Raw genomic sequence first — 25,216 nt, forward strand, 5'->3', positions numbered from 1 at the left:
GCTCACCTGTCCCTGCCGGTAGGGGTGTCCGCCCCCAGGGCCGCGACAAAGGCCTCCTGGGGGACGTCCACCCGGCCGATAGCCTTCATGCGCTTCTTGCCCTCCTTCTGCTTCTCCAGCAGCTTGCGCTTGCGGGTGACATCGCCCCCGTAGCACTTGGCCAGCATGTCCTTGCGCAGAGCACGGATGGTCTCTCGGGAGATGACACGGCTGCCCACGGCCGCCTGGACCGGCACCTCGAACTGCTGGCGCGGGATGAGCTCCTTGAGCCGCCTGGTCATCATGACCCCGTAGGAGTAGGCCGCCTCCTTGTGCACGATGGCGCTGAAGGCGTCCACCCGGTCCCCGTTGAGCAGGATGTCCACCTTGACCAGGTCGGCCTGCTGGGAGCCGTCCGGCTCGTAGTCTAGGGAGGCGTAGCCACGGGTGCGCGACTTCAGGGCGTCGAAGAAGTCGAAGACGATCTCCGCCAAGGGCAGCGTGTAGTGCATCTCCACCCGGGTCTCAGAGAGGTAGTCCATCCCCGACATGGCCCCGCGGCGGGCCTGGCACAGCTCCATGACGGTGCCCACGTACTCCGAGGGGGTCAGGATGGTGGCGCGCACCACCGGCTCGCGCACACCCGCGATCCTCCCCTCAGGGAACTCGCTGGGGTTGGTCACCGTGTGAGTGGTGCCGTCCTCTGTGGTCACCTCGTAGACCACGGAGGGGGCGGTGGAGATAATGTCCAGGCCGAACTCCCGCTCCAGGCGCTCGCGGATAATCTCCAGGTGCAGCAGACCCAGGTAGCCGCAGCGGAACCCGAAGCCCAGGGCCACTGAGGTCTCCGGCTCATAGGTCAGGGCGGCGTCGTTAAGCTTGAGCTTGTCCAGGGCCTCGCGCAGCGCCGGGAAGTCGGAGCCGTCCACGGGGAACAGTCCGGAGAAGACCATCGGCCTGGGCTCCTGGTACCCGGCCAGGGGCTCGGTGGCGGGCCGCAGCGCGGAGGTCACCGTGTCGCCGACCTTGGACTGGCGCACGTCCTTGACCCCGGTGATGAGGTAGCCGACCTCACCCGGCCCCAGCCCCTGGGTGGGAACCGGCTCCGGGCTGATGACCCCGATCTCCAGCAGGTCGTGAACGGCACCGGTGGACAGCATCTCGATGCGCTCACGGGGTCGCAGCGCCCCGTCGACGACGCGCACGTAGGTGACCACACCCCGGTAGGTGTCGTAGACGGAGTCAAAGATCATGGCGCGCGCGGGAGCGTCGGGGACCCCGGAGGGCGGGGGGACGGCCTCCACGATGCGGTCGAGCAGCTCGGGCACGCCCTGGCCGGTCTTGCCGGAGACCTGCAGGACGTCGTCGGTGTCGCAGCCGATGAGCGAGGCGATCTCCTCGGCATGGCGCTGCGGCTCGGCAGCAGGCAGGTCGATCTTGTTGAGCACGGGGATGATAGCCAGGTCCCCCTCAATGGCCAGGTAGAGGTTGGCCAGAGTCTGGGCCTGGATGCCCTGGGCGGCGTCCACCAGGAGCACCGCGCCCTCACAGGCGGCCAGGGAGCGGCTGACCTCATAGGAGAAGTCCACGTGCCCGGGGGTGTCGATCATGTTGAGGGCGTAGGTGGCCGCGGTCCCGTCCGCGCCGGTCACGGCCCAGGGCATGCGCACCGCCTGGGACTTGATGGTGATGCCCCGCTCGCGCTCGATGTCCATGCGGTCCAGGTACTGGGCGCGCATGTCCCGGGGCTGGACCACGCCGGTGGCCTGGAGCATACGGTCGGCCAGGGTGGACTTGCCGTGGTCAATGTGCGCGATGATGCAGAAGCTGCGCAGCCGCTCCTGCGCGGTGGCGGCAGGCTGCACGCCGTCACGCTGGTCGGGCGTGGGGATCGGTGACACAGGGGCCTTCCAGGAGGGCGCCGCGGGGGCGCAAGGTCAGGGTCTGAGCCTAGTGTCCCACGCACCGGGGCTGCCTCCCTCCCGGTGGCGCTGTGAGACCTGACCAGGGGCAGCACAAGCAGCAGAAACGTCACAGGGCGACATGGTGCCTTGTTGTCTTCTGACGTTTCTGCTGCCTGAGCGCGCGTAGGGACACCTCAGGAGCGCAACCAGGGCCGTACCACCTGCTCGAAGCAGTCCAGGGCCGCCGCCACTGTCTTGTCCATGTCCAGGTAGCGGTAGGAACCCAGCCTGCCGCCTAGCACCACGCGGCTACGCTCCTGCTCCCGGGCGGCCAGCTCCTGGTAGCGGACCAGGCGCTGCCGGTCACGGGACGTGCCCACCGGATAGTAGGGCTCGTCCCCGGCCCCGGCGTCGCGAGAGTACTCCCGGGTGATAACCGTGGCGTCGTCGGGGTAGCTGCGCTCGGGGTGGTAGTGGCGGAACTCGTGGACGCGGGTCCAAGGCACGCTGGCGTCCACCTGGTTGATGACAGCAGTGCCCTGGAAGTCCCCCGTGGGCACCACCTCGGTCTCCATGTCGAGGGTCCGCCATGACAGCTCGCCGAAGCAGCTGTCGAAGTATCGGTCCAGGGCACCGGTGTAGACCACCGGCACCCGCCCCACGCAGGCCTCACGGGTGAGCGGCCCCAGACCCGCCAGGAAGTCCTCCCCCAGCCGCACCTCGATACGCGGGGAGTCCAGCATCGCCTCCACCCACGCCGCGTAGCCCCCCAGGGGGATGCCCTCGTAGCGGTCGGAGAAGTAGCGGCTGTCATAGGTCAGGCGCACGGGCAGGCGGGTGATGATGGAGGCGGGCAGCTCGGCAGGGTCGGTCTGCCACTGCTTGGCCGTGTAGTCGCGGATAAAGGCCTCGTAGAGGGGCCGCCCGATGAGGCTGACGGCCTTGTCCTCCAGGCTGGTGGGCTCCTCACCGGCACGGGCAGCCTCGGCGGCCTGCTCGCGCAGGAGCGAGCGGGCCTGGTCCGGCCCCATGGCGGTGCGGAAGAACTGGTTGATGGTGCCCAGGTTGATCGGCATCGGGTACACCTCGCCGCGGTGCTGGGCCCACACCCGGTGCTGGTAGCCGTTGAAGGCGGTGAACCGGTTGACATAGGCCCACACCCGCTCATCAGAGGTGTGGAAGATGTGGGAGCCGTAAGTGTGGACCTCAATACCGGTGGCCGGGTCCGCCTGGGACCAGACGTTGCCGCCGGGGTGGTCACGTGCCTCCAGCACGACGACGTCGATCCCCAGCTCCTCCGCCGCGCGCTGGGCCACCGTGGCTCCGAACAGGCCTGAGCCCACTACGACAAGATCCGCCCGCACACCAGTCTCCCTTCAGCCGACCGACTCCGGTCCGACAGTGGCGCAGCACCGGATAACAGGGCGTTAGACTAGCTTCTCACCCTGCCCCCACGCAGCCCGTCCCGGTGCCGTACAGCCTCGGGCCAGCCGGAGGCCGCGGCAGAGCCGGACCGGCCAGAGCCGTCCGTCGCCATCCTGAGGAAGTGATGACCCATGGTCCACGTGGGCGTCGTCGAGGACGACCCTCTCCACCTGCGCACCCTGACCGGTTACCTGGAGCGCTACGCGGCCCAGAGGCAGGTCCATCTGGAGGTAACCACCTATCCCAGTGCCTCGGCGCTCCTTGAGAGCTACCGCCCCGTCTACGACATCCTCCTGCTGGACATCCGGATGGAGGGCGCGCAGAGCGGGGACGTGGACGGGATGAGCGCTGCCCGCACGGTGCGCGCCACCGACCCGGCGGTCGTCATCATCTTTGTCACCTCCGCCCATCAGTACGCGGTCGCAGGCTACGAGGTGGGTGCGCTGGGCTACCTGCTCAAGCCCCTGACCTACACCGCGCTGGCCCAGGAGATGGGGCGCGCCCTGGCGGCTCTGGGTCGCCAGGGCGTGGGCCCCGTGCTCCTGCCGGAGGGCAGCGGGGTGAGGCGGGTGTCCGCCCGTGACATCGTCTACCTGGAGTCAGTGCGCCACCGGGTGAGGATCCACCTCCTGGACCAGGAGGTCACCGTGGCGTCCAGCCTCAAGGCGATGGAGGAGGTTCTGCGCGGCCACAGCTTCTACCGTTCCAACTCCTGCTACCTGGTCAACCTGGACCACGTGGTCGGCGTACATGACCAGGACTGCCTCATGAGCACCGGCGAGGTGCTGCGCGTGTCCCGGCCCCGCAGGCGGGGCCTCATGTCAGCCCTGGCCGACCACGTCGGCGGCCTGCCCGTATCCGGGAGGCCTCCCGGCGAGGCTGCCAGGACGTCCAGGGCCTCGACGTGACCCCGGTCAACCTGCCCATCCAGGAGGCCCTGCCTGACATTCCCCGCCTGTGGACCGCCCTGGCGGAGTGGGGCGCCTGTCTCCTCTACGTCCTGGTCGCCCGAGGACAGCAGGATCGGCCTGCGCGCGCCGTCGTCGTGGTAGCCGTCATAGTAGCGGCCCTGCCCGCCCTGTGCGCCTATCACCTCGGAGCGGGCTCGCTGCCGACCACCCTGTGGCTGCCGGGCATGGTCGGTGCTGTCGCTCTCATGTGGCTGGTGCTCCACCTAGCCCTGGGCGGCCCCGTACGACGCTGCGCCTACCTGGTGGTGCGCGCCTTTGTCCTGGCCGAGCTGGTAGCCTCCCTCCAGTGGCAGCTGTCGCTGTTCCTCTCAGAGTCGTTCCTCCCGCAGCGGCTCCTCCCGGAGATCCCGCAGGCAGACCCGGCAGCCCTGACCTTGCTGCTGGTCCTCGACACTCTCCTGCTGGCCCTCGTCTACCCCCTGGAGCGAGGTCGCGGCCACGGCAGGGTGGTACCCACCTCCCGCTTCCTCGTGCTGTCCGCGGCGATCGCGGCCATCACCTTTGCCATGAGCAACCTCAGCTTCATGACGACCTCCACCCCCTTCTCCGCCCGCCTGGGAGCCGAGATCTTCTACGTCCGCACCCTGGTGGACCTGTGCGGCTTCGTCGTCCTCTACGCCCAGCTGGAGCAGGACCGGGAGGCGCAGGCAGCCCGCGAGGTGGTAGCCGTGCGCGCCCTGCTGCACAGCCAGCACGACCAGTACCTGGCCTCCAAGCGCGTGACCGACGTCGTCAACCGCCGCTATCACGACCTGCGCAACCTGGTCACCGCCATCCGGGCCGAGACAGACCCCGGGCTGCGTCGCGACCAGCTCGACGAGCTGGAGGACTCGGTGCGCCCCTACGGTGCCCACTACCGCACCGGCAACCCGGTGCTTGACGTCATTCTCACGGACAAGGGCCAGGCCTGCGTGGAGCACGGCATCACCCTGACAGCCATGGCTGACGGGGCCGCTGTGGGGTTCATCTCCACCGTAGACCTGGCCACGATCGTGGGCAACGCGCTGGACAACGCTGTGGAGGCCTGTGCCCAGGTGGGTGACGCCGACCGGCGTCTGGTCCGCCTTGACCTGCGCGCTCACCACGGCCTGGTCCTGCTGGAGGTGGAGAACACCTTCGCCACCCCGCCGGTCTTCTCCGCAGACGGCTCGGAACTGGTCACCTCCAAGGAGGACGCGACAGCCCACGGCTTCGGGGTCACGTCCATCCGCCACGCCGCAGCCGGCTACGGCGGCGAGGTGACGGTGGGCGTGACGCAGGAGGACACCTTTGTGCTGCGCGTGCTCCTGCCCGTACCGAGCTCCGCCCGCCGCCGCTGACTGCCACTGACATAGCGTGGCAGCCGAACCGTTCTGGCAGTGAGGCAAGTAGTGAGGCAAGTGGGGTAACCGTGACAGCCCACAGCACCGGCACCGCCCGAGCAGCCTAGTTGAGGGCCAGGATCCTTCTGGCCACCTGGTAGCCGGCGACGGGAACCCGGCTCCCGGCACGGCCGGGCAGGTTCATGAGGCGTCCCATGAGGCTGCGTCGCACACGGACGCTGACGTCGGGGCGCTGGGCGTCCAGGCGCTGCCACAGCCCCTCCCGGATCGCCAGGTTCTCCGGCGTCCCCGAGCGCAGCGCCATGGTGGTGATGACGACACAGCTCATGGTGTAGATGTGGACCAGGTAGCGCATCAGCTCTGGCGGAACCTCGTGGGCGCGAGGCATCGACTCCAGCATGAGGGCGTTGACCCGGTCGTGCTGGTCCAGGCGGCGGATGATGACCTCGTCCGCCACCGACTGCCCCTGGCGCCCCACCGTGTACAGGTAGAGGTCGAGGTCCAGGTAGGTCAGGGAGCGCACGCTGGCCAGGGGCTGAAAAGAGTACAGGGTGTCCACGTAGAAGCAGTGCTCCGGCAGGCGCGTTCCGGAGTCGCGCAGCACCTGGGTGCGGTAGGTCAGGGAGTGCATCATAAGGTACTGGTCGGGGCGGAAGCGCCCCACGTCGCTCCAGGTGCCCACACGCCCCTGAGGAAGGATCCCCCGATAGCGCACCGAGTGCCGCCGCAGGCGGCTGCCCTCACGCACGTAGGTGAAGTTGGTGACGACCAGGTCCGGCTTCTGGCCTGCCTGCCGCCACCGCCGCAGGTGGGACAGCAGGCGCAGCAGGCTGGCCCGGTCCAGGGCGTCGTCGGAGTCCACCACCTTGACCCAGGTCCCGCGGGCGCGGGCCAGGCCGGTGTTGACCGCTCCCCCGTGCCCCTTGTTCTGCTGGTGGACCACGACCAGGCGCGGCTCTCGCCTGGCGTAGTCGTCAAGCAGCGCCGGTGTGGAGTCAGTAGAGCCGTCATCGACGACGACGACCTCCACCTCCGCGTGCCCCACCAGGGTATTCAGGCACCGCGTCACGTAGTCCTGGGCGTTGTAGGCAGGGACAACCAGGGTCAGTAACGGTGCCGACGGGGGAAGGGGTGCCATGTACGTGTCCTCAGTCGGTTCGTCTCTCAGCGTCCTGTGGGGTGTCTTGCGGGGCCGTCAGAACCCGTGTGACGTCCTGTCGGCCGATGCCGAGCCCCTAGGACCTCTGGGAGTCTACAGGCGCGCGCAGACCGTGTCTTCCCGGATCCTCTCAGGGATCGCCAAGCGCATCCTCACGGCTTGGCCATCTCCTGCACGCTGTCCTGCCCGGCCGCCTGGCCGGTGTGGTGAGCACTGCCCTGGCCGACCCCCTTCCCGGTCTCCTTGTCAGCCTCCTCGCCAGTCGCCTGACCAGTGCCTAGGTCGCCTCCGTCCGGCTCGGGCTCGCGCCGGAAAATGACCTTGAAGATGGGGAAGAACACCCAGAAGGAGATCGCGGCGTTGATGACCATCGTGATGACATCGGCTACCGCCTCACCGCTACTGGCACCCAGCACGCTCTGGCACCAGGAGTAGATCGGGCCCTTGTAGACCACCTGGGCGGCTGCGGCGAAGACCGTGATGATGATGTAGGCGATCGTGTACCACAGTGCCGCCTTCCACACCGAGGAGTTGGACCTGAAGGTGATGCTGCGCTGGGCGAAGAAGTTGATGACCTGGGCAATAAGCAGGGTGATCTCCACCGCCAGGAAGTAGGCCAGCCCCCCGCCGGAGCCATCGGCCTGGATGGCGCCGGCAGCGTAGTCGAACAGGTAGACCGTCTGCCCCCCCGAGGAGCCCACGGGCAGGAAGTGGAAGGGGGTACCCTCCAGGGAGGTGAAGCGGAACACCCAGCGGAACACCGGCATGAGGACCAGCTGGAGCACGGTGATGCCGTTGGACACGACGAAGAAGACGATGAACTGGGCAAGGGTCTCGTGCCTCTCCTCGAAGCGGGACCACGCCTGCCTGATACCGGGCACGGGCTCTCCTTAGGTTGTCGGTGTGGTGGTCTGCCTGCTGCCTACTACCGCCTGGTGGTGCCCGGGCGGCAAGGACAGCTCAGCGTCGGGACAGCTTAGCGCCCCGACAGCTCACGCCGGGTGGCCCGGTCCGCGCGCCAGTTGCGCAGGTACCCCATGGTGGTGCGCCGCACCCCCCGCAGGAGGTGTCCGTTGACAATGTCGACGACGCCCTCCACCATCGCCTGGTCGACCCTGCCCGAGGTCATCTTGGCCATGGCCCTCAACGGCATGTTGAGGAGGAAGAGAATGTTGAGGTCGGGCCTGCCTGCGGCCTCGACCCTGGCCCTCCTGCGGTTAAGGACCCTCACGACGGAACGCGCCAGGAGGCTGCGGGCCTGGGCCATTGAGGACAGCGGGTCGTTGACTCCCAGCTCCCCGCCTGCTCGGGCCACAGGCAAGGGCCGTCCCAGGAGGGCACGCAGCTGGGCGTCCGTGGCCTGGGTAACCTCGCCGGTGAGGTAGGCACCCAGCTCCTGCGTGGCTGGCTGCGGGTGGGTCCCCTCCACCTCCACCTGCGCCTGGAGGGGAAGGTCCTCGACGTTGCGGCCTACCCGCACGGTCCAGGTCCCTGCCTCCACGCACCAGGCCTGCTCCCCCACGTCGTAGTGGCGGAAGGTGTAACGGTCGAAAGGAACGTACACCCTGCGCGACTGCCCGGCCCGCAGCCGGACCTTGGCGAAGCCCTTGAGCTGGATGCTCGGCCCCCACAGGCCGCCGGGCGGGCGCACGTAGAGCTGGGCCACCTCCGCGCCGTCAACCTGGGAGGTGTTGGTCAGGGTGAACCGTGCCCCCTGCTCGTCGACCTCAAGGTCGGAGTAGTCACAGGTGGAGTAGGACAGGCCGAAGCCGAAGGGGTGGGCCACCGGGGTGCCGGTGGTGGTGAAGTAGCGGTAGCCGACGTAGGGTCCCTCCCGGTACACCGCGTGCTCCCCGGTGGCGGGGAACCAGGCTGCGACGGGATGGTCCTCGTAGCGCACCGGGTATGTCTCGGCCAGGCGGCCGGAGGGGTTGACCGCCCCGGTGAGCACCCGCAGCGTCGCCGACGCCCCAGCCTGGCCCGACAGGTAGGTGTGGACGACAGCGCGGGCGTGGACCTCCCACTGCGTCTCCACCGCAGACCCGGCCGACACGACGACGACGGTGCGCGGGTTGGCCCGGGCGACCTCGGCCAGCATGCGGGTCTGGGCCTCGGGCAGGCGCATGTGGCTGCGGTCCAGGCCCTCGGACTCGCAGAGCTCGTCCAGGCCGAGGCACACCACGGCAACCTCGGCGCTAGCGGCCAGGGAGACTGCCTCACGGCACAGGTCCGGGTCCAGCCTGCCGTCACGGTGGTAGCCCTGGGCGTAGCCGACGAGCTCCAGCTCGGTCTCCCCGACAGCCTCCAGAAGAGTCTCCAGGCGCGTGGGGCTGATCTGGGAGGAGCCAGCGCCCTGGTAGCGCGGCGTGCGGGCCATGTCACCGATAAGGGCCACCCGGGTCCCCGGCTTCAGGGGGAGCATGGCGTCCTCGTTGCGCAGCAGCACGATGGACTCCTCGGCCACACGCCGAGCCAAGTCGTGGTGCGCCCGGTCCTCCAGGACCGGGAGGTCCCCGTGGGAGGGTGCCGTCTGCGCCACGGCCAGGACCTCGGCGGCGCGGGCCTCGACCTGCTCGCGGGAGAGCTGCCCAGACTCCACCGCGGCGACGACCTCACGCGCCGAGTGCAGTCCGGGTGCGGGCATCTCCAGGGAGCTGCCGGCAGCCGCTGCAGCGGGTGCAGAGTTGGAGCCTCCCCAGTCGGAGACAACCATGCCGTCAAACCCCCACTCCTGCCGCAGGATCTCGGTGAGCAGGTGGTGGCTCTCGTTGGCGTAGACGCCGTTGACCTTGTTGTAGGCGCTCATGAGGGCGCGCGGTGCCGCCTCACGCACGACGATCTCGAAAGCGGTGAGGTAGAGCTCGCGCATGGTGCGCTCGTCAACCACGGAGTCCGAGGCCATGCGGCGCAGCTCCTGGCTGTTGACGGCAAAGTGCTTGGGGGTGGCGGCCACCCCCTGGGACTGGATGCCGCGCACCAGCCCAGCAGCCATGCGGCCCGACAGCAGCGGGTCCTCGGAGTAGTACTCAAAGTTGCGCCCGCACAGGGGTGAGCGCTTGATGTTGAGCCCCGGGCCCAAGAGGACATCGACTCCCAGCGCACGCGCCTCCTGGCCCAGGGCCGCCCCCATCTCCTCGGCCAGGTCGGGGTCCCAGCTGTTGGCCACGGTGGCGGCAGTAGGGAAGCAGGTGGCGGGCTCGGAGGCGGCGATTCCCAGGTGGTCGCCGCTGCCGAGCTGGCGGCGCACCCCGTGGGGGCCGTCGGACAGCACGAAGGAGCGCACGCCCCTGGAGGGCAGTGCCCGGGAGTCCCACTCGGAGGCGCCCGAGAGCAGGGCGGCGGCCTCCAGCAGGGTGAGGTCGCGGGGGTCGGGGGTCACGAGGCGTCCTTTCTCAGGTCTTTCCAGTGGCAGAAGAAGGGTGGGAGCAGGACGGGGCAGCGCCAGCGGCCGGGACAGGCCGCGGGCCGGGCAGGTGGGCGGGCACGGACACACCCGCCCACCTCCTGCTGCCTGGCGGCAGCCGCCCCTACTCAGGGGAGCCCGACAACCCCGAGGACTCTGAGGGCTGCGCGGGAGCACCGTCGGCCGCCTGGGCCGCCGCCTGCCTCCTGCGGGCCAGGAAGCGCCTCACGGCCAGGGCCTCCAGGCTCAGGAGAACCACACCCAGCACCCCGAGCACGGCCCAGGTTGTGTACTCCCAGGGAGCACGCTGCGCCTCGGGCTGGCCGTCCTCGTAGACCCACGAGCTGGCCACGGTGTAGAGGATGTTGTGCGAGGCGGTGCGCATCGCCTGGACGCCTGCGGCCGAGGTGTCCTGGACGAAGTTCACCCCGATGTCTGTGGTGGCCAGCATCATGTCGCCGCCATTGCGCACCAGCTGGTCGGCGTTCTGGTAGCCGTAGCCCGCGAAGTAGTCGGTGAGCGTCATGCCCCGGAAGCCCCACTCATCGCGCAGGACAGCCTGCTGAAGGGCGGGCGAGGCGCCCGCGTAGGTGGTCCCGATGTAGTTGAACGCGGTCATGACCGCCCCGGCCCCGCCCTCCTTGACGCCGATCTCGAAGGAGCGCAGGTAGATCTCACGCAGCGCCTGCTCCTGGGACCAGGTGACGAGCATGTTGGTGCGGTTAGTCTCCTGGTCGTTGAAGGCGAAGTGCTTGATGAAGGCGTAGACGCCCAGTTCCTTGGCTCCCTGGATCTCCTGGGCCACCTGGTTGCCTGCCAGGACCGGGTCCTCGGAGAAGTACTCGAAGTTGCGCCCGGCGTAGGCGTAGCGGTGGGTGTTGGTGGCCGGGGCGTACCAGCCTGCCACGTCCATGTCGTGAGCCATGGTGCCGATAGCGGTGCCGAAGTCGTGGGCGATCTCCTTGTTCCAGGTCGCCGCCACGGACACGGCGGCTGCCAGGCCAATGGAGCCCACTCCGGTGAAGTTGTTGTTGAGGGAGGCGGGACCGTCCACGTCGGAGACGCGGACCTTACCTACCGAGTCGACAGCCACCGACCCGTAGCCGCCGTGGGCGATGAGGTCGTTCATCTCCGCCACGCTCAGCTGGTCGAGCAGCTGCTCCCACTGCGGGTCGTCGTAGTCCAGGCCGTGCATGTCACCCAGGACGAGCCCGTTGTCCGCCCCTGTGGTCGGCATCTCGGCGTCGGCGTCGTCCTCCTGGGAGGCGTCGTAGGTGTCGTTGGCGACGAAGGACTCCTGGTGGGCCTGTGACATCTCCAGCGAGGAGGGGGCGGCGGTGGCCTCCTCGTAGTTGGCGAAGGAGTCGGCGCGAGACAGGTAGGTGACGTCACCTGCGGCGTCGTCGAACTGGTTGGTGGCCGCCACGACGTCCCCGTCGTGAGTGGTCTCGCCGGTGTAGGTGATGGTGCTGGGGACCGTCACCTCGGCGGAGTCGATGACCGTGTGGGAGTCGCTGCGGATGGACACGGTGTAGTCGCCGGCCTCCAGTACGTAGGCCTTGGCGTCCTGGGAGTCGTAGGAGGCCATGGCGTCGTCGTCAAAGCTGATGGCCACCGTCTCGGAGGCGCCGGGCTCCAGCAGGCCGGTCTTGGCATAGTCGGCCAGGTCGACAGCCGACTTCTCAATGCCGCCGTCGGTGTAGGGGGCGGTGTAGTAGGCCTCCACGACGTCCTTGCCCGCCACGTCACCGGTGTTGGTGACCGTGACGTCGAAGGAGACGGTCCCGTCGGCGTAGGTCACCTCCCCCATCTCCTGGCGGAAGGTCGTGTAGGACAGCCCGTAGCCGAAGGGGTAGACGACCTCCTTGTCGTAGTCGATGACCCCCTCGGCCGCAGCGGTCTCGTACCAGCGGTAGCCGACGTAGATCCCCTCCACGTAGCTGACGAACCCCGGGTAGGTCGTGGTGTCGGTGAACGGGGAGGTCTGACCGTAGCCCTCCATGTTGGTGTAGGTGAAGTCCCCGAAGTTGTTGGCTGCGGGTGAGGACTTGATATCGGTCACGAAGGTGTCAGGGGTCCGGGCGGAGGGGTTGACCTCTCCGTCCAGGATGCGCCCCAGGGCGTTGAAGCCCACCTGGCCGCCGGGGACAGCCCAGATGATGGCGTCGATGTCGGGGTCGGCCTCCAGGTCGCCCAGCTCCATGGCGTTGGCCGAGTTGATGACCACGACGGTGGTCTGCGAGCTGGTCTTAGCCAGCTCGATGAGGTCGCGCTCGGGGGCGGTCAGCTCCAGGTAGCCCTGCCCGTCGGCGAAGTCGGGGGTGTCCTCGGCGTTGTCGGTGTAGCTGAAGGCGGGGTTGTCGGCAACCTCGGCGTTGACGTCCTGGGGCAGGTCAAAGCCCTCGCCCCCGGAGCGGGCGATGGTGACCACGGAGGTGTCGGAGAACTCTTCAAGGCCGGTGACGACGTCTGAGGTGTAGGCCTGCGAGGTGGGCTCCGGCAGGGTCCAGTCCGCCTCGAACATGCCCACCTCGGGGCGCTCGGCGCGGTAGTCGGTGTACAGGGAGGTCAGCTCCTCGTTCGTGGTGAAGCCCGCGTTGTGCAGGCCGTCCAGGAGCGTGGTCGTGGGGTTGTCCGGGCTGAGCGAGCCCGAGCCGGTCCCGCCGTAGATCGGGTTGGTCGAGGCCCAGCCGAGCACGTTGAGCGCGGAGCCCTCCTCCAGCGGCAGGGCGCCGTCGGTGTTCTTCAGCAGGACCATGCCCTCATCGGAGATGGTGTTCCCCAACTCCTCAACGGTGGCCCTGGTCTCCTCGCTGAGCGTACCCGCCCCGGAGGACAGGTCCAGGATGGTGCGCAGGCCGCCATACATCATGGAGGTGACGGCCACCGCCACGGCGAGCGCGGCGGCGACCCACGTGGTGGAGCGCACTAGCTTGCGCAAGGGACTGCCCCTGCGTCTCACGGCAACCGTGACGACCACGGCGAGCAGGAGCACGACGCCGATGGCGATAAGCTGTGGTCGCAGGCTTGCCACGACGTTCCAGACGTCGTTCCAGTTGATCGACAGCATGGCAGAGTACCTCTCTGTACCTCTTTGTACCTCTGTGTCTGTGGCTGCTGTGCCTCTCCCTGCGCACGGTGGGAGCACGGGGTGGGGCGGGCCGCCTGCCGCTGGCGGGACGGGCATGCTGGCAGTGCTGCCCGGTGCTGCCGTCGTCGGTCACCGTCAGGGAGGCCTGGGCACAGTCAAGCCGGTTTCCCTGCGGCAGGGCCAGCCCGCAGGACCAACCTGTCGATTCCGGGACCTGTTCTGCACCCCGCCCCGCCCCGCTCACGGCACCGGGCCCGCCCCGCTCACGGCACCAAATCGTCATAGGACAACACGGTGCCGTGTTGTCCTATGACGATTACGTTGCCCTATCCCGCCTAAGTTAGGCTGACCTATGTGATGGACCGGATCCACGAGCTGCCCTACCCGGGGATTTTCCTGTTCTTCTGGTGCCTGGCCATGATGCGGTCCCACACCGTGTACTGGGTCGGGCGGGGCGTCACGGCGGGCACGGCGCGCTCCCGCTGGGCCAGGGTGCTGGAGTCCCCGGTGTACGTGCGCGCCCAGGCCTGGTCTGCGCGGTGGGGCGTGCTCGCCGTCCCCCTGTCCTTCCTCACGGTGGGGCTCCAGAGCGCCATCCAGCTGTCCGCGGGCGTGACCCGTATGCCGCTGCACCGCTACGCCCTGGCCACGGCAGTAGGGGCACTGGCCTGGGCGGGGGTCTACACCACGATCGGCATGGCGGTCCTGGCCGCCTGGTACACCAGCCCTGCAGGGCGCGTGGTGGCGGTGGCAGCCGTGTGCGCTCTGGCCGCCGTCATCACGGGTCGCTACCGGCGTGCCCGTCAGAGCACCGTTCCAGCCACCCCTACTGCCAACAGTGCCGCCACGGAGCAGCACAACCACTCGCCCGCCGCGCCTGCCTGAGACAGCCCCTCCTGCACCTGCCGCTATGTCACGCATCCTTCGCGGGGTACAGCGGCAGGTCACCCGTCAGGGAGGTGACCTGCCTCCTGGGTCCTCGCAGCCCCAGCGCCGCCAGCTCCAGGTCACGTGTGAGGGCAGAACCGAGCCTGGAGACATACTGTTCATAAGTCCTGCACCCCTGCGCCAGGCGGGTGAAGGGAAAGACATCAACGCCGGAGCCCTGCGCCTCGGCACGGCCCCACAGCGAGGCGAGCAGCCCGCTGTCACCGGCAAGAACGGGCAGCGGCGTCAGGACGACGCCCGGCAGCTCAGAGTCTGCCGTCCTCACCGGTGGCCCCATGATCTGAGGGCAGGCGCTGGCGACCATCGCGGAGACGATGGAGGCGGCGTTGACAGCCAGGCCCATCGGGAGGTGGCGGTCAACCACGATCACCGTCTTCTGCTGCTCAGCGCTCATGGGTACGCTCCTTTCAGTCAGGGAGGTCAGCTCGCAGCCGTGGGACCCGGCTCGCGCCCGCGCTTCTGCCCGTCCCACCCGGAGCCTGGGCGAGCCGGGCAGGCAAGACCCCAGGCAGGACAAGCGGGCAGGACAGCGGCTTCACGGACCTGCGCGCAGACCCGCTGAATGATCATAACGCCCGCCGCCCCGTGGTCCTGTGGCAGTCGGAGCACACCGACCTCGACCAGCCCGGCGACGCACCACACCCCCTCTGCCCTCTCCAATCCCGGGGACGCACGGTTCCAGGCTCTCCGCCAGGAGGAGGAAGAGCGCCACAGACCACCTCCCACAGCAGGACAGGCCCCGGCCTCAGGTAGGAGCAGCCGACCCCCTGCCTCATCTACATTTCTTATCGAAGAAAACGCTGGTTCAACGCCGAGCACGGTACACGGTACTCAGCAGGTCAGCAGTCTCTGCCGCTGGCTGCTGCGCCAAGTTTCTGCATGACTTTCGGAGGGGTTCAATGAAGACTCTGAGGAGACCGCGAGAGCGTGTGCCTGCACCTCGCCCTGTTGTCGACAGCGTGCTGTCGAGGGCGTTGGGGGCGCCTCTGGGTACTGCTGAGCGGGTGTCGGCCGTGTGCCAGATACTGTCCGGCGCCGAGTACCTTGTCCGACGGGCTGACCGGGAGACGGGCGGGCTCAACGACTGGAATCTCGCCAGGGACCAGGTGCCCTCAAAGCTGAGGCTGACCCGCAGGATGCGTGATCTTGTTGCTACTGAGGCGGTGACCTCGGGCCTGCACGTGGCGCAGGTCGGCGCGGGGATGGTGCTGCTGTCGCCTGTGAGGCACCAGGGGGTGCGTGCCGGGGCCGACTTGCTCCTTGCAGGGTCCCAGCTGCTGCTGTACCCCAGGCACCTGTACGGGACGGACGGGTCGGACCAGGTCTCCTTCCTGGTCGCGGCCGCAGCAGGGCTCGGGCGGGCTGGCGGCACGGCTGGCACCAGGCGCGCCGCGATCGAGTTCATCGGGGCCCAGACCATCCTGTCCTACAGCGCGGCGGGTATCGCCAAGCTGCCAGGAGCCCTGTGGAGGAGCGGGGACGCCCTGGTCAGCATCATGCGCACCCAGACTTATGGTGACGAGGGCTTCTACCGTCTGCTGACGCGGTTCCCGCGCTCGGCGCGGGCACTGTGCCGGGGTGTCGTGGCCTTTGAGGCCCTCTTCCCGCTGCTGGCTGTGGGCAGAGGCCGGTGCATGGACTGGGGCCTGGCTGTCATGGCGGCCTTCCACGCGGCCAATGCCCGGTTCATGGGGCTGTCGAGGTTCTCCTGGGCGTTCGTGTCTACCTACCCCGCAGTGCGCAGCCTGGTGCGCTGGGAGGAGGTGTCCGCATGAGCGTGATGCGTGACACGGCCGCTGTGACGACAGCGGCACTGGGGATCGGTCTGGCGCACCAGGCGTACGCGACTGCCCGCTCGCTGAGGCGTCACTCTGGCTACGAGCACCACGTGGTTCGGTGCCGCAGTGGCAACGAGCTGTCCTGCTACCGGGGCGCGCCTGCCGGAGGCAGTGGCGTCACAATGTTGTTCGCAAGCGGGCTCATGAACACCTCAACCTCGTGGCTGCTGCTGGCCTCGCACCTGTCTGGCGTGACAGCTGTCCTCTACGACCGCGCAGGCTACGGGCGCTCGCTGCGGCGCTCAGAGGCCCCCTACCACCTCCAGGAGTCTGTTGCCGACGCAGCCGACGTGGTGAAGGAGGTGTGCTCCGGGACCGGTCCGGTCTGGCTGGCCGGGCACTCGATGGGCGGCTACCTGGTTCACCGGCTGGCTGGCCAGCTCGACAACATTGCCGGGGTCATCCTCATCGACCCTATGCACCCTCGCGAGATGGTGGTGAGCCAGCCGCAGAGAGAGGGGGCCAAGGGCACTGACCTCACCCTGCGCACCGCCCCGCTTCCCGTCGCGCTGGGCGCGGGCCTGCTGATGGACAAGGGCGGTGTCCTGAGCTCGGCGGCTGGCAGTCCCTTCCTGGGGCGCCTGCGCGCAGAAATATCGGCAGCCTCTACCTGGTACGCCGCAGCCCGGGAGTGGCGCTACCTCTACCCCCATCTGCTGGACGGCGGGGCGCCCCTGGAGCAGGTAGCCACCCCGGTCTATGTGATCGCTGCGGAGGCGACCGTTGCGAGCTCCCCAGAGCAGGGCGGCCTCTACGACGAGTACGTGGCCTCAGGCTCGGCGGGTGGCAGACGCCTGGAGTTGGAAGAGTGCGACCACCTGAGCATTATCAACGCTCCACAGGCCGCCCAGCGTCTGGCTCAGCAGATTACCTCACTGGTCCAGGAACGCCCCGAGCCCCGGGAGGTCACCTCATGAAAGCCTTGCTGCGCCGCTTGCTACCGGCGGTGTTCGCCGTGTGGCTGGTGGTCACGGCCCTGTCCCAGCACCCTGACCGCAGCTTTGACCGGGTACGTCAGGTGGACCGCACCGGCACGGGGCTGCTCATCCCCAACTGGCGCTTCTTCGCCCCTAACCCTGCGGTCCACGACCAGCACTTCCTGTACCGCCTCGCGAACGAGGACCGATCGGACCACACGCCGTGGATGGCGGTCTACGAGGCTGAGCCCAGACGGTGGTGGCACGCGTTCTGGTTCCCGGCCCGGCGTATGGAGAAGAGCATCTTCGACGCCGCCTCCACCATCCTGAACAACCAGGCCGCCTCTGTCCCTACGGAGAAGGAGGCGGTGGAGTCGGCCAAGAGGCTGGTCACCAGCTTTGTGCGCGCCAGGGTCACACCACGCGAAGGATACCCCTACTTCCAGGTGCTCCTGGTGCGGTACTCAGGATACGACCACTCGGAGAATCCGCTGTACGACATGGTGTTCGACTACGAGCCGGTGGAGGCCTCATGATTGGCACACCCCAGTATGACCAGGTCATGGCGGATCTCTATGACCCGTTCATCAGCCGGGCCAGTGACCCGACAGAGCTTGTGTCCAGGTGCGCTCCCTACGTTCGCGGACGCAAGACCCTGGAAATCGGTATAGGGACCGGGCGAGTAGCGCTGCCGCTGGCTGAGGTGGCGGCCTCCTACACCGGTATCGACAACTCTGAGCCAATGCTGGAGCACCTGCTGGCCAAGCGGCTGCCGGAGAGCCTATCGGCCCGGCTGGCTGACGTCAGGCTGCCGCTCCCCTTCTATTCTGGGGAGTTTGAGGTGACGGTCTCTGCGATGGGCTCACTCTCCTACGTGGACAGCCTTGAGGAGTACGCGGACTGCCTGCGGCACGTCAGAGAGGTGCTGGCCCCCCGAGGAACCCTGATCGCAGAGAACTACTCGCTGTCCACCTACCGCGCCCTCTTCGAGGCCGGACCATCGCGCTTCCCCATGCCAGACGGCCAGGGGTGGTGCGAGTTCCGGGCATCGTGGGACGGGGACCTCATGGAGACCGAAGCCAGGGTTCATCACCCGGACGGCACAGAGTCTCTTTTCCGTGAGGTGGTGCTGGTACTGGGTGAAGGACGGTTTGAGTGGCTGGCGCGACAGGCAGGCTTTGAGCCCGTACAGGCGATGTACGCCGCACACGGCACACCCTTCGACTGGTTCGTGCTGGAAAGGGGAGAGTCATGAGAAGGAAGCGCTGCTATCAACGCGAGGAGCCCCGGATCGAACGGGGGTGTGTCACCCAGCATTTTCGGGCGCTTCGGCAGCCCCTAGAAGGTGTGAGGGCTGAGCGCCTCAGCCGCGTGCTAGGAGGTGCGAATGTCTAGGTGGTACGCCTTCTGGCTGACAACAATGTTCGTAGGCTCTGTCACCTACCTGACTATGTTCGATCACATGGATAATCCGGGTCGAATAACGTCGTCCGTATCTTTGGCCATCACGGCGGGGACCGTGGTAGCACTGTTCTTCGTCTCGTCGTCCGACACCTAGACCTCCAGGAGAAAGGTTCTCATTGGAGAGATTGTCCTCTCAGGACAGAAAGGAGGGAGCATATGCCGATACTGCTTGACAAGGTCAACTCAGACCCCGCGTTGAAGGAAATGCTTCAGCTGCGGGCCAGCAGGTCTGAAGCACCGGTACTCGCTACACCCGCCGCACTTGCGTGGGCGGCCGGAGCAGCCCTCGGCGGGGGATCTGTGGGTGGGGCCGCGTACGCCGCCTATCGGGCCGTGGCAAACTGACAGAGCAAGGGAGGACTCATGAACGAGCTGCTTGACAAGGTCAACTCCGACACCGTGGTCGTGGTGGACCGCGCACAGGTTCCCGTACTCGCCACCCCTGCTGCTTTCGTGGCAGGACTGGGTGCGGGTGCCAAGGCTGCAGGCGCCCTGGTGGCCGCAGCCGCCGGCGGTGCGGCCGTTGGCGCGGCGACCCGCTAGTCCAGCCCCACCCCGTGGTGTGTAGCACCGACAGGTACTCGGCACTGCATGGCAGCATGCAGGTAGGCGCCTGGAGCACTGACACCACAGAGTGCTCCAGGCGCCCGCCTTGCCACTTTCCTCGTTGGACGAGCTTGCGGCTCCACCTTACCCAGGACAACGATGACGACGAAAACTACGTCTGGGCCGCCGCAGAAGGCGAAGAAGACTAAGACAACCGTGTCAGAGAAGGATTCAGTCAGCAGGCAGACGCAGCGCCTGGCGCATGGTGAGGCGCCCCTGGGTCTGCATGAGCGAGCGGCGGTAGACAGCCGTCGCCAGCATGACCAGCAGCGGGGTGAACACAGCGAGCGTGATCACCAGAGAGAGGACCGGCTCCCACCAAGCGGCACCGCCTGCCAGCATCCTTGTGGGCATCGCGGCCACGTTGGCCAGCGGGATAAAAGAGAGCACCGTCGCGGCCGGACCTGTGGTGAGGAACCCGACCGGGAGCACCGCCATGAGCAGCAACGTGACCGGTGTAGCCGTCTGGGCAAGGTCCTCACTCCGGGTGGACATCGACCCCGCCACCGCCCACAGGGCGTTGGTCCCCACCAGACCGGCCGCAAGCAGCACCACGAACCAGACCAGCACCGTACTGACCCGTGACAGGTCCACCCCGGAGCCTCGCAGCCAGAAGCCCACCAGAGCAGCACAGGCGTAGGCGGTCACCTGGACCACGGAGACCACCCAGCTGCCCACCAGCTTGCCGTAGAGCAGAGAGCGCACCGGGACCAGGGAGGCAATAATCTCCACCACCCGGTTCTGCTTCTCCTCCAGCACCACCTGCGCGAGCTGGGCACCAAACATCACGGCCAGCAGGTAGAACAGCCCGGTGAGGACCCAGCCGGTAAGCCGGACGGTCCCCGGCGAGGGCTCTCCCGGCGCAAGGACCACCTCGCGGACCTGCGTCCCCTCCAGCAGCGCCTCCATGGGCACCCCCTGGGCGCTGGCATTGTCCTCCAGCCGGAGCTGTGCCCACGCCTCTGCCACCAGGCTGGCCTGCGGCGACGACGGGTCGCTGCGAACCATGAGTGTGACCTCGCTGCCACCGCCCTCAGTCACCACGGCCAGCTCGGCCTCGCCGGAGAGCACGTCCTGACGCGCCGCCGCCTCGTCAGCCACCTCGCGGGCCTCCAGGCGGGGCGCGTCCTCCGTGGCCTCAGCCAACTGCTGGGCACGCTGGACCAGGCGCGCGCCCGCCTCGTCGGTGACGGCCACACGCGTGGGGCCACCGCCGGACCCGCTCATCAGGCTCGCAATAAATCCGCTCACGGAGATGGTGATCATCAGCCCCAGGGCCGTCGTCACCACGGTGACAAGGAACGTCCTGCTACGCAACTGGACGGAGATCTCCCGCCCGGCCACCACCAGCCAGGCCCCGCGCGCAGCAGCCCCCGCAGGCTGCTCGTGCGAGCCAGACTGGTTCGTTGTCCTCTTCGTCGTCCCCGGCTGCTCAGTCGTCTCAGACGTCCTCGGTGCCGCTGGCATCGCTGACCACCTCCCTGAAGATCTCTGCCAGACTGGGCTGCCACGGGCGCAGCTCGTGGACGCCACCACGGCTGAGGGCCGCCCTCAGCAGGTCCGTCGTGGTCCACGAGCCCAGGCGCACCACGGCCTGCCTGCCCTCAATGTCGCGGACCTCGATACCGGGCTCGTCGCGCAGCCACCCGGCGTCGCCCTCAAGCCTGATGAGGACAACCGGGTCCTGCTCGCCCCGCAGCTGCCCGGGGGTCCCCTCAGCGACAACCCGCCCCTGGTCCACGACGACGACCCGGTCACACAGGCGCTCCACCAGGTCCAGCTGGTGGGAGGAGAACAGGACGGGGACCCCACGGTCGGCGTCCCTGCGAAGCATCTGCGCCATCTGGTCAACGGCCTGCGGGTCCAGCCCTGAGAACGGCTCGTCGAGCACGAGCGCCACGGGCCGGCTCATGGAGGCTGCCGCCACCTGGACCCGCTGCTGGTTGCCCAGGGAGAGGGACTCCAGAGGGGACCTGGCGTACTCCTCAATACCGAGCTCCTCCAGCAGCCGTGCGGCGGTCTGGCGGGCCTGGGACCGGCTGCTGCCCGCGAGCCTGCCCAGGTAGACCAGCTGGTCGGCCACCGCCTGCTTAGGGTAGAGGCCGCGCTCCTCGGGCAGGTAGCCCAGGCGGCGGCGCACGGCGGCGTCCACGGACCGGGAGTCCCACAGGACCTCCCCTCCGTGCGGGGCCAGGACACCCATGATGATACGCATCGTCGTGGTCTTGCCCGACCCGTTGGCCCCCACGAAGCCGACGACCTCGCCACGGCGCACCGTGAGGCTCATGTCCTCCACCGCCGTCACGGCCCCGAAGCGCCGCACCAGGTGCCGAACCTCCAGCATCACCACCTCCTTGCTGTCTGCCTGTCACTGCCTGCCAGTGTCTTCTTGCCGACCACCAGGCTAGGAGCAACCAGCCAGCACCTGACCCTGCCAGGAGCCGGAACCTCCCCCTGCCGAGGAAGGAGAGCCCACAGCCCACCACCCCTCCCCACGAAGGAGCAGACCCAGCCGCACACCTGACAGGTCTCGTGCCCACGTGAGACAGCTGCCTCGACCCGCGCAGCCTCCCGGCTGCACCCGGCAGACTGCCGCCGCGAGCCAGGATCAGGACGGAGAACCACCCTCACCGGGCCGCACGAGTCCGAGCTCGTAGGCCAGCACCACCAGCTGGACGCGGTCACGCGCGTGCAACTTGGCCAGGCAGGCCGACAGGTAGCTCTTGACCGTCGTGACACCCACGATCAGCTCCTCGGCGATCTCCTGGTTGGTGCGCCCCTGGGCCACCAGGCGCAGCACCTCCCGCTCCCGCGGGGTCAGGGAGTCGAGTGCGGCAGACGGCGCCGCGCCCCGCCCCTGGTGCGGCAGGCGGTCCAGCACCCGCCTGGTCACCTCCGGCGCCAGCTGGCCGTGACCCCGGTGGACCTGGCGGATGGCCTCGGCGATCTCAACCGGGTCGGCGTTCTTGAGCAGGTAGCCCGCGGCCCCGGCCGACAGCCCGGAAAACAGGGCCCCGTCGTCGTCAAAGGCGGTAAGGATGACGACCTGGGCGAGTCCGGCCTCGGTCACCTGCTCGGTGGCCTTGATACCGTCCACGCCAGGCATCTGCACGTCCATGAGGACGACGTCAGGACTCAGCGCACGGGCCTGGCGCACTGCGGCCGCGCCGTCAGCGGCCTCCCCCACCACCACGATGTCGGGCTCGGCCTGGAGCATGAGCGCGAAGCCTCGGCGCATGACGGTGTGGTCATCGACCAGGAGCACCCGGATCTGGCTCATCCCGGCTCCTCCACAGGGCGGAAGGGCAGTCTCACCCGCACACCGTACCCGCCAGCCAGGCGAGGGCCGACCTCAGCCGTGCCGCCGTGGGCAGCCACGCGCTCGGAGACACCGAGCAGGCCGCGCCGATCACCGGAGGCGGTCTCACGTCTGCGCCCCCGCTCCACCACCTCGACCTCGGCGGCGTGCCCGGTGCCCTGGTGCAGCACCCGCAGCACCAGGGAGGCCTCGTCCGCAGTGGAGGAGGCCAGCACGCTGGACAGGGCCTCCTGCGCCACCCGGTACAGCGACAGGCCCACCGCCGCTGGGACCCTGCCGGTCATCCCGGGACAGCACTCCACCTGCGAGTAGCGCAGTCTCAGGCCACGGCGGCCCAGCTCCTCAACCAGTCCCGGGAGGCTGTCCAGACCCGGAGGCAGGCCGCCCCCGTCATCCTGGCGCAACGAGCCCACGACCAGGCGCAGGGCACGCATCGCCTCTCGCGACATCGCCTCCATGTCCCGCAACCCCTGGGCCACTTCCGGGGGAGGGCTGGTGAGGTTGCGCCGCAGCGCCGCAGCCGACACACCAACGGCTGCCACGTCACGTGACGCGACCTCGTGCAGGTCGCGGGCGATCCACAGCCGCTCGTCGGCCACCGCGTCGGCCCGACGCTCCTCAGCCTGGGCGTCAATGAGAGCGGCCTGCTCCTCCACCAGCATCCGCTCCTGGACCAGCTGCCACGCGATGGTGCCCGCCAGCACCGGCAGCCCGCACCACAGCGCGTTGAGCAGCAGGTTGTCGATGAGCAGGGCCAGGCCGGGGGGCAGCAGGTGGAGCGTCGGCTGCGACCACAGGCCGCTGGCCACCGCGCCCCTCACCGTGAGCACCGCACCCAGAAGGAGGAGGCCTGCCACCAGGGCGGCCAGCACGGTCCTCGCCCGGCGACGCGGCCAGGCCCAGGCTGCGGTACTGAACAGCACCAGGGCGAGGACCGCCTTGTTGCCCAACAGGTTGAGCACGTCGGGCTCAGTCAGGTTGACGACCAGGAACAGGAGGAACACGCAGGCGGCCACACTCAGGGGAAACCGCCGCCGCCACACGCACAGCAGGGCCAGCCCGCCCGCGAAGCCGTAGGCCGCCACAACCGTGCCGCCGCGCTCTAGCACACCGAGGCTGCGCACGGCCTCGGTCTCCACCCCGCACAGCAGGAGGGCGAGGAGGGCGACCGCAAGGTCGCGCCGCCACCAGTCGTGGGGCAGTGCCCTCGGGCGGTCCCTGCGGGTCGGGACGGCGTCGGTGACCGGACTGGCGGGGCCACCCAGGCCCGCACGCCCTGCCCGGTCCGCACCGCGAGTGTGACCGTCATGGGCACCCCGGCTGCCCGGGCCATCCGCCCGGGTCACCGCCTCTCCCCCAGGTCCTTGAGGGCAGCCCGCGCGGCCAGGTATCCGCACATGCCGTGCGCACCAGCACCCGGCGGGGTCGCGGCCGAGCACAGGTAGGCCCCGGGGACGCCGGTGGCGTACGGGTTGGCGGCGAGTCGCGGCCGCGCCACCAGCTGGCGCGCCGTGCTGGCACCCGCGATGATGTCCCCGCCGACGTAGTTGGCGTTGGCCGCCTGGAGATCGAGGGCCGAGCGGGAGGTGGAGGCCAGGACACGCTCGCGGAAACCCGGGGCGTAGCGCTCGATCTCGTCAGTGACCAGCCGTGTGACGTCACCGGGCCAGCCCGCCGGGACGTGGGCGTAGGCGTAGAGGGGGTACACGCCCCCATGGGCCCGGCCCGGGTCAGCCAGGTACTGCTGGCCCACCAGGATGAAGGGGTGCCGCGGCATCCGCCCGCGCCAGACCTCCCGCTCGGCGGCAGCGACCTGGGCCAGGGTCCCCCCAAGGTGGACCGTACCCGCCTGCCGGGAGGGCAGGTGTCGCCAGGGCACCCCCTCGGCCACGGCCATGTCCACCTTGGCCACCCCCGGCCCGTGCCGGTAGGCCCGGTAGGCCCGCGCCACGTGTCCCGGCAGGGCATCGGCAAGGATCTGGGCAGCCGCAGCGGGCGAGGTGTCCAGCATGATCAGGCTGCCCGGCTCCACCTCCCTGCGTGACCTGATACGCCGTCCGGTCTCGATCTCGACCCCCGCGCGCCGCGCCCGGCGCAGCACCGCGTCCCTGATCGCGCCGGAGCCGCCCTGGGCCACCGGCCACCCGCAGCCGTGGGCCGCCGCCAGCAGCGCCAGAGCGATGGCCGAGGAGAAGGGCGCCCCCAAGGGGCGCAGCGCGTGCGCAGCGGCACCAGCGAACAGGGCGCGGGCCGCCTCGCCCCTCCACACCCGCGCCAGCATCGCCGCGGGCGTAGCAGCAGGGGCGCCGTACCGGGCCAGGACCAACGGGTGAGTCGGCATGTGGGCCACGGGCTGGAGGATCTCCGCCGACAGCGCGTCAAAGTGCTCGGCCAGCGGGCCGAGCAGCCCGGCCCAGACCGCCCCGTCCCCGCCCAGGCCCGCCGCCGTGTCCGCGACGCTGCGGTGAAGGACGGCCCCGCGCCCGTCAGGCAGTGGGTGGGCCAGCTCGTAAGGGGCCCAGCGCCACCGCAGTCCCTCCCCCTCCAGGCCAAAGCGGCTCATAAACGGTGAGACCGGGCCAAAGGGGTGGAACGCCGAGCACGTGTCATGCACCAGCCCCGGCAGCGTCAGCTCCTCCGAGTCGACACCGCCACCAATCCTGTCACCCGCCTCGACCACGCGCACAGCCAGGCCAGCCTCGGCCAGCGTCACGGCGGCAGCCAGCCCGTTGGGACCACTGCCCACGACAACTGCCTGCCTCATAGGCTCCTCGCTACGCACCAGCTCAGCAGCCCGCAGGCTACATGTCCACGCGACGCTACCCGTGACCTAGAAACCATGTCAACACTCTTGTCACGAGGCCACACGC

20 protein-coding genes are annotated in these 25,216 nt (G+C 68.9%); 8 read left to right on the forward strand and 12 right to left on the reverse strand.

What is annotated here, in order from left to right; genetic code table 11:
* Nucleotides 1–2 precede the first annotated feature (2 nt).
* Both lepA and glf read right to left on the reverse strand, forming a co-directional pair.
* Nucleotides 3–1,880 carry a translation elongation factor 4 gene (lepA, locus tag D4740_RS05645; RefSeq protein WP_119835986.1) on the reverse strand — a complete coding sequence of 626 codons (1,878 nt, stop codon included), beginning with the start codon at nt 1,878–1,880 and terminating at the stop codon, nt 3–5.
* A 197-nt stretch (nt 1,881–2,077) separates the two neighbouring features.
* Nucleotides 2,078–3,247, reverse strand: coding sequence for a UDP-galactopyranose mutase (gene glf / locus D4740_RS05650; RefSeq protein WP_119835987.1), 1,170 nt, complete (start codon nt 3,245–3,247; stop codon nt 2,078–2,080).
* Between the two features lie 192 nt (nt 3,248–3,439).
* On the opposite strand from glf, the gene D4740_RS05655 reads away from it, so the two are divergent.
* The gene (locus tag D4740_RS05655; RefSeq protein WP_119835988.1) at nt 3,440–4,216 is read left to right on the forward strand and encodes a LytTR family DNA-binding domain-containing protein; all 777 of its coding nucleotides are present in this window, start codon (nt 3,440–3,442) and stop codon (nt 4,214–4,216) included.
* Nucleotides 4,213–5,598 carry an ATP-binding protein gene (locus D4740_RS05660; protein WP_119835989.1) on the forward strand — a complete coding sequence of 462 codons (1,386 nt, stop codon included), beginning with the start codon at nt 4,213–4,215 and terminating at the stop codon, nt 5,596–5,598. Before D4740_RS05655 ends, D4740_RS05660 begins: the two co-directional genes overlap by 4 nt.
* 106 nt (nt 5,599–5,704) lie before the next feature.
* Here D4740_RS05660 and D4740_RS05665 read toward each other — a convergent pair whose 3' ends face one another.
* From D4740_RS05665 to D4740_RS05680, 4 genes are all read right to left on the reverse strand, one after another.
* A complete protein-coding gene (locus tag D4740_RS05665; protein WP_119835990.1) occupies nt 5,705–6,739 on the reverse strand; it encodes a glycosyltransferase family 2 protein in 1,035 nt (344 codons plus the stop codon).
* Between the two features lie 173 nt (nt 6,740–6,912).
* Nucleotides 6,913–7,641 (reverse strand): GtrA family protein, encoded by a 729-nt coding sequence (locus tag D4740_RS05670; RefSeq protein WP_243106665.1) that lies wholly within the window; start codon nt 7,639–7,641, stop codon nt 6,913–6,915.
* A 95-nt stretch (nt 7,642–7,736) separates the two neighbouring features.
* The gene (locus D4740_RS05675) at nt 7,737–10,139 is read right to left on the reverse strand and encodes a glycoside hydrolase family 3 C-terminal domain-containing protein (protein WP_119835991.1); all 2,403 of its coding nucleotides are present in this window, start codon (nt 10,137–10,139) and stop codon (nt 7,737–7,739) included.
* 148 nt (nt 10,140–10,287) lie between these two features.
* Entirely contained in the window at nt 10,288–13,233 is a 2,946-nt protein-coding gene (locus D4740_RS05680; RefSeq protein WP_119835992.1) for a glycoside hydrolase family 3 protein, read from the reverse strand.
* A 375-nt stretch (nt 13,234–13,608) separates the two neighbouring features.
* Between D4740_RS05680 and D4740_RS05685 the strand changes: the two genes are divergently transcribed.
* On the forward strand, nt 13,609–14,139 hold the full coding sequence (locus D4740_RS05685) for a DedA family protein (RefSeq protein WP_119835993.1): 531 nt from the start codon (nt 13,609–13,611) through the stop codon (nt 14,137–14,139).
* 28 nt (nt 14,140–14,167) lie between these two features.
* Here D4740_RS05685 and D4740_RS05690 read toward each other — a convergent pair whose 3' ends face one another.
* Nucleotides 14,168–14,596 (reverse strand): DUF2000 domain-containing protein, encoded by a 429-nt coding sequence (locus D4740_RS05690; RefSeq protein ID WP_119835994.1) that lies wholly within the window; start codon nt 14,594–14,596, stop codon nt 14,168–14,170.
* A 535-nt stretch (nt 14,597–15,131) separates the two neighbouring features.
* Here D4740_RS05690 and D4740_RS05695 point away from each other — a divergent pair.
* The 5 genes from D4740_RS05695 to D4740_RS12850 all read left to right on the forward strand — a co-directional run bounded on the left by D4740_RS05695 (nt 15,132) and on the right by D4740_RS12850 (nt 18,964).
* Entirely contained in the window at nt 15,132–15,977 is an 846-nt protein-coding gene (locus D4740_RS05695) for a hypothetical protein (RefSeq protein WP_119835995.1), read from the forward strand.
* Nucleotides 15,974–16,957 carry an alpha/beta fold hydrolase gene (locus D4740_RS05700; protein ID WP_119835996.1) on the forward strand — a complete coding sequence of 328 codons (984 nt, stop codon included), beginning with the start codon at nt 15,974–15,976 and terminating at the stop codon, nt 16,955–16,957. Before D4740_RS05695 ends, D4740_RS05700 begins: the two co-directional genes overlap by 4 nt.
* Entirely contained in the window at nt 16,954–17,493 is a 540-nt protein-coding gene (locus tag D4740_RS05705; RefSeq protein ID WP_147392849.1) for a hypothetical protein, read from the forward strand. The genes D4740_RS05700 and D4740_RS05705 overlap by 4 nt, the downstream gene beginning before the upstream one ends.
* Nucleotides 17,490–18,212 carry a bifunctional 2-polyprenyl-6-hydroxyphenol methylase/3-demethylubiquinol 3-O-methyltransferase UbiG gene (locus D4740_RS05710; protein WP_119835998.1) on the forward strand — a complete coding sequence of 241 codons (723 nt, stop codon included), beginning with the start codon at nt 17,490–17,492 and terminating at the stop codon, nt 18,210–18,212. The genes D4740_RS05705 and D4740_RS05710 overlap by 4 nt, the downstream gene beginning before the upstream one ends.
* A gap of 572 nt (nt 18,213–18,784) precedes the next feature.
* The gene (locus D4740_RS12850; protein WP_162933885.1) at nt 18,785–18,964 is read left to right on the forward strand and encodes a hypothetical protein; all 180 of its coding nucleotides are present in this window, start codon (nt 18,785–18,787) and stop codon (nt 18,962–18,964) included.
* Nucleotides 18,965–19,198: 234 nt separating this feature from the next.
* On the opposite strand, the gene D4740_RS05725 is transcribed toward D4740_RS12850, so the two are convergent.
* The 5 genes from D4740_RS05725 to D4740_RS05745 form a co-directional block, all read right to left on the reverse strand.
* Nucleotides 19,199–20,494 (reverse strand): ABC transporter permease, encoded by a 1,296-nt coding sequence (locus D4740_RS05725; RefSeq protein ID WP_119836000.1) that lies wholly within the window; start codon nt 20,492–20,494, stop codon nt 19,199–19,201.
* The gene (locus D4740_RS05730; RefSeq protein ID WP_119836001.1) at nt 20,469–21,371 is read right to left on the reverse strand and encodes an ABC transporter ATP-binding protein; all 903 of its coding nucleotides are present in this window, start codon (nt 21,369–21,371) and stop codon (nt 20,469–20,471) included. The genes D4740_RS05725 and D4740_RS05730 overlap by 26 nt, the downstream gene beginning before the upstream one ends.
* A gap of 264 nt (nt 21,372–21,635) precedes the next feature.
* Nucleotides 21,636–22,307, reverse strand: a complete 672-nt coding sequence (locus tag D4740_RS05735) for a response regulator transcription factor (RefSeq protein WP_119836002.1) — start codon at nt 22,305–22,307, stop codon at nt 21,636–21,638.
* Nucleotides 22,304–23,692 carry a sensor histidine kinase gene (locus D4740_RS05740; protein WP_119836003.1) on the reverse strand — a complete coding sequence of 463 codons (1,389 nt, stop codon included), beginning with the start codon at nt 23,690–23,692 and terminating at the stop codon, nt 22,304–22,306. Before D4740_RS05740 ends, D4740_RS05735 begins: the two co-directional genes overlap by 4 nt.
* Complete coding sequence (locus D4740_RS05745; RefSeq protein ID WP_119836004.1) at nt 23,689–25,110, reverse strand: NAD(P)/FAD-dependent oxidoreductase; 1,422 nt, start codon at nt 25,108–25,110, stop codon at nt 23,689–23,691. Before D4740_RS05745 ends, D4740_RS05740 begins: the two co-directional genes overlap by 4 nt.
* Nucleotides 25,111–25,216: the final 106 nt, after the last annotated feature.

The organism is Actinomyces sp. 2119, assembly GCF_003591215.1.
Taxonomy (GTDB): Bacteria; Actinomycetota; Actinomycetes; order Actinomycetales; family Actinomycetaceae; genus Actinomyces; species Actinomyces lilanjuaniae.